The 3465-nt window shown below is 71.0% G+C and carries 5 protein-coding genes; all 5 read left to right on the top strand.

Annotated elements, in window-relative coordinates; translation table 11 throughout:
• Window positions 1-586: flagellar hook-length control protein FliK (locus tag ACKVMH_RS13045; RefSeq protein ID WP_412700612.1), on the top strand; the 586-nt coding region annotated here is incomplete at its 5' end.
• A 235-nt stretch (window positions 587-821) separates the two neighbouring features.
• The gene (locus tag ACKVMH_RS13040; RefSeq protein WP_215219643.1) at window positions 822-1313 is read left to right on the top strand and encodes a flagellar basal body-associated FliL family protein; all 492 of its coding nucleotides are present in this window, start codon (window positions 822-824) and stop codon (window positions 1311-1313) included.
• 19 nt (window positions 1314-1332) lie between these two features.
• Entirely contained in the window at window positions 1333-2337 is a 1005-nt protein-coding gene (gene fliM, locus ACKVMH_RS13035) for a flagellar motor switch protein FliM (RefSeq protein WP_215219642.1), read from the top strand.
• Entirely contained in the window at window positions 2334-2675 is a 342-nt protein-coding gene (gene fliN, locus ACKVMH_RS13030; RefSeq protein ID WP_215219641.1) for a flagellar motor switch protein FliN, read from the top strand. Before fliM ends, fliN begins: the two co-directional genes overlap by 4 nt.
• Window positions 2672-3316 (top strand): flagellar biosynthetic protein FliO, encoded by a 645-nt coding sequence (fliO, locus tag ACKVMH_RS13025; protein WP_412700611.1) that lies wholly within the window; start codon window positions 2672-2674, stop codon window positions 3314-3316. The genes fliN and fliO overlap by 4 nt, the downstream gene beginning before the upstream one ends.
• Window positions 3317-3465: the final 149 nt, after the last annotated feature.

The raw sequence follows: 3465 nt of genomic DNA, 5'->3' as shown, positions 1-3465 counted from the left end.
TGCGGCAGCCGTCGAATTCGCGGCAATGCTCGAGCCTTCGCTGGACACCGCCACGCCCGACGCGCTTCCCGACTTCGAACCGGGTGAGCGCACGTTGCCGCCGGGCGCCACCGCGCCAGCGACCACGACCACCCGTGCCGCCACCGCCATCAGCCAGCCCGCGCTCGCGTTCCCCGCCGACCCCGACGCCGGCTTCGACGACGCCTTCGGCGCACGCATCGGCTGGCTCGCCGAGCAGCGCATCGGCCGCGCCGAGATCCGCCTGAACCCCGAAACCCTCGGCACCATCGACGTGCGCCTGCAGATCGACGGCAACCGCGTCACCGCCGAGTTCCACTCCGCCAATGCCGACGTCCGCCAGGCATTGGAAAGCAGCGTCGGCCGCCTGCGCGACATGCTCGACCAGCACGGCCTGCAGCTGGCCCACAGCAACGTCGGCCACGGTGGCAACGAGGCGGCGCGCGACGGCCAGGGCAACGCGGACCGCGGCAGCGACACCGCACGCGGCCCGGGCGAAGACAACGACCCGATCGAGCGCCCGGCCCGGTTCACCCACACCCGCGGACTGCTGGACGAGTACGCCTGAGCCTCCGACCCGCTGTAGGAGCGGCTTCAGCCGCGATCGAATGCCCCGGTATCAGACACCGCCCGCCGATCGCGGCTGAAGCCGCTCCTACATGGGCCGGGGCATTGCGCACGCGGCCGCGTCGACAAGCGGTCACCGGTCCGTTCATCTCCGCGTCAATTCCCCGGCAGGGGTCCGGTCCGCGTCGCGGCACACCCCTTGCACGGAGCTGGGCACCCACAGATGGAGTGTCCGCGTGCCTGCCCAGAGTTCCACCGCCCCTGCCGCCAGCGGCAGCAAGCTGCCCTGGATCATCGTCGTCGTCCTGCTGCTGGCGATCGCCGGCGGGGGTGCCTGGTGGTTCATGCAGACCCGCGCGGCGCCTGCCGCGGCGGGCACCACGACGACACCAGCCAAGCCGGCGCGCCCCCCGGCCAGCTACTACGCGCTGGAGCCGGCGTTCGTGGTCAACCTGGCCGACACCGACGCGGTCCGGTACCTGCAGGCGGACGTGCAGATCATGACCCGCGACGCGGCCACCGCCGCCGCGCTCGAAGTGCACACCCCGGCAATCCGTAACCGCCTGCTGCTGCTGTTCGGCCAGCAGACCGCCGCCCAGCTGGTGCAGCGCAGCGGCAAGGAACGCCTGCAGGAAAAGGCTCGCGCCGAAGTGGTCGCGGTGCTGCGCGCCGAGTCCGCCGCCAGCAAGGTCGAGGCCGTGCTGTTCACCAGCCTGGTCACCCAGTAACGCATCCGGATACGACCCCATGAGCAGCGACCTGCTGTCACAAGACGAAATCGACGCCCTGCTGCATGGCGTCGACAGCGGCGCGGTCGACACCGAGGACGCCCCGCCGGCGCCCGGCGAGGCCCGCAGCTACGACTTCGCCAGCCAGGACCGGATCGTTCGCGGCCGGCTGCCGACGCTGGAGATGATCAACGAGCGCTTTGCGCGCACCTGGCGCATCGGCCTGTTCAACCTGCTGCGACGCTCTGCAGACCTGTCGGTGCGTGGCGTCGACCTGATGCGCTTCGGCGAGTACATGCACTCGCTGCAGGTGCCCAACAACCTCAACATGGTGAAGATGAAGCCGCTGCGCGGCACCGCGCTGGTGGTCTACGAGCCGCGGCTGGTGTTCACCGTGGTCGACAACTTCTTCGGCGGCAACGGCAAGTACCACACCCGCATCGAGGGGCGCGAGTTCACCGCCACCGAGATGCGCGTCATCCAGTTGCTGCTCAAGCAGACCTTCGCCGACCTGGTCGAGGCGTGGGCGCCAGTGATGCCGGTGGAGTTCGAGTACCTCAACTCCGAGGTCAACCCGCACTTCGCCAACATCATCAGTCCGCGCGAGTACATCGTCGTCAGCCGCTTCCACGTGGAGCTCGAGGGCGGCGGTGGCGAGTTCCACGTCTCGCTGCCGTACTCGATGCTCGAGCCGATCCGCGAGCAGCTCGACGCCGGTGTGCAGAGCGACCGGGTCGAGCGCGATGAGGGCTGGACGCGTGCGATGCGCACCCAGCTGCAGGACGCCGAGGTCGAGCTGGCCTGCGCGCTGACGCAGCGCCAGATCAGCCTGCGCGAGTTGTGCCGGCTCAAGGTCGGCGACGTCATCCCGATCGACCTGCCGCAGACCGTGCAGCTGCAGGTCGAGCAGATGCCGCTGTTCTCCGGCGAGTTCGGCAGCCACAACGGCCGCAACGCGATCAAGGTCACCTCCGTCCACGCCGCCCGCTCCGTCCCCTCCCTTGCCAGCCTGACAACGCCATGAACGCACACGACTCCGCCCTTGCCGACCCGGCCCGCGCCTCGTTCGAGACGCTGACCGCCGATGCCTCCACCGGCGTCGACCTCAACCTCGACGTGATCCTCGACGTCTCGGTATCGCTGTCACTGGAGGTCGGCCGCACGCGCATCCCGATCCGCAACCTGCTGCAGCTCAACCAGGGTTCCGTGGTCGAGCTGGAGCGCGGCGCCGGCGAACCGCTCGACGTGTTCGTCAACGGCACGCTGATCGCGCAGGGCGAGGTGGTCGTGGTCAACGACCGCTTCGGGGTGCGCCTGACCGACGTGGTCAGCCCGGCCGAGCGGATCAAGCGGCTGCGATGAACCCCTCGCCGATCTCCAGCGACGTGTCGGTCGCGGCGCAGACCTGGCCGCTGGCCGCGACCAGCGGCGTGGCGCGGGTCGAACCGTTGCCGCCCGCATCGGAGGCCGCTGCGTCCGCAACGTCGGCGCCTGGCACCGCCGATACGCCGGCGGCGAGCATCAATGACGCGACCGTCGCAACCACCGGCGCTGCCGCGGCGCCGGTGCCCTCGCCCGCCACTACGCGCACCGCCGCCACCGCGTTCGCCGAAGGGCAGCCGGTCGCCACGACCACCACCGCCTCCACCACCGCCGCGCCGTCGTTCGGCGAGCCGCAGAGCGGCGCCGGCATGGTCGGCACCACGGTGGTCACGCTGCTGCTGGTGATCGGTTTCATCCTGTTGTTGGCCTGGCTCGCCAAGCGGGTCCCCGGCCTGGGCGGCGCCAGCAACCCGGCGCTCAAGGTCGTGGGCTCGCTGGCACTCGGCCCGCGCGAACGCGTGGTGGTCGTGGCCGTCGGCGAGACCCAGCTGCTGCTGGCTACCGGCCCCGGCGGCACGCGCACCCTGCACACCCTCGAGCAGCCGTTGCCGATGCCCGCCAACGGCCCGTCGCCGTTCGCCCAGGTGCTCGCGCAGCAGTTCGGAAAGAAGCCCGCATGAGCACGCCCCGACAGATCGTCGCCATCAAGGGCCGCCGCAGCGGCGCCGGCCTGGCGGCCCGCTTGATGCGCATCGGCGCCGTGCTGGCGATGGTGCTGGCGTTCGCCGGCTTCGTCGCACCGGCCGACGCGCAGACCGCCCCAGCGGCC

Source organism: Lysobacter zhanggongensis, assembly GCF_046638635.1.
In the GTDB taxonomy this organism is placed as follows: Bacteria; Pseudomonadota; Gammaproteobacteria; order Xanthomonadales; family Xanthomonadaceae; genus Novilysobacter; species Novilysobacter luteus.
Note: the sequence above shows the minus strand (reverse complement) of the source record. Positions and strands in the feature narration are given on the sequence as shown.

What these genes read in the sequence shown, in the direction of transcription:
- fliO (WP_412700611.1), top strand. Translation starts at nt 2,672, where the DNA reads ATGAACCCCTCGCCGATCTCCAGCGACGTGTCGGTCGCGGCGCAGACC.
- fliN (WP_215219641.1), top strand. Translation starts at nt 2,334, where the DNA reads ATGAACGCACACGACTCCGCCCTTGCCGACCCGGCCCGCGCCTCGTTC.
- fliM (WP_215219642.1), top strand. Translation starts at nt 1,333, where the DNA reads ATGAGCAGCGACCTGCTGTCACAAGACGAAATCGACGCCCTGCTGCAT.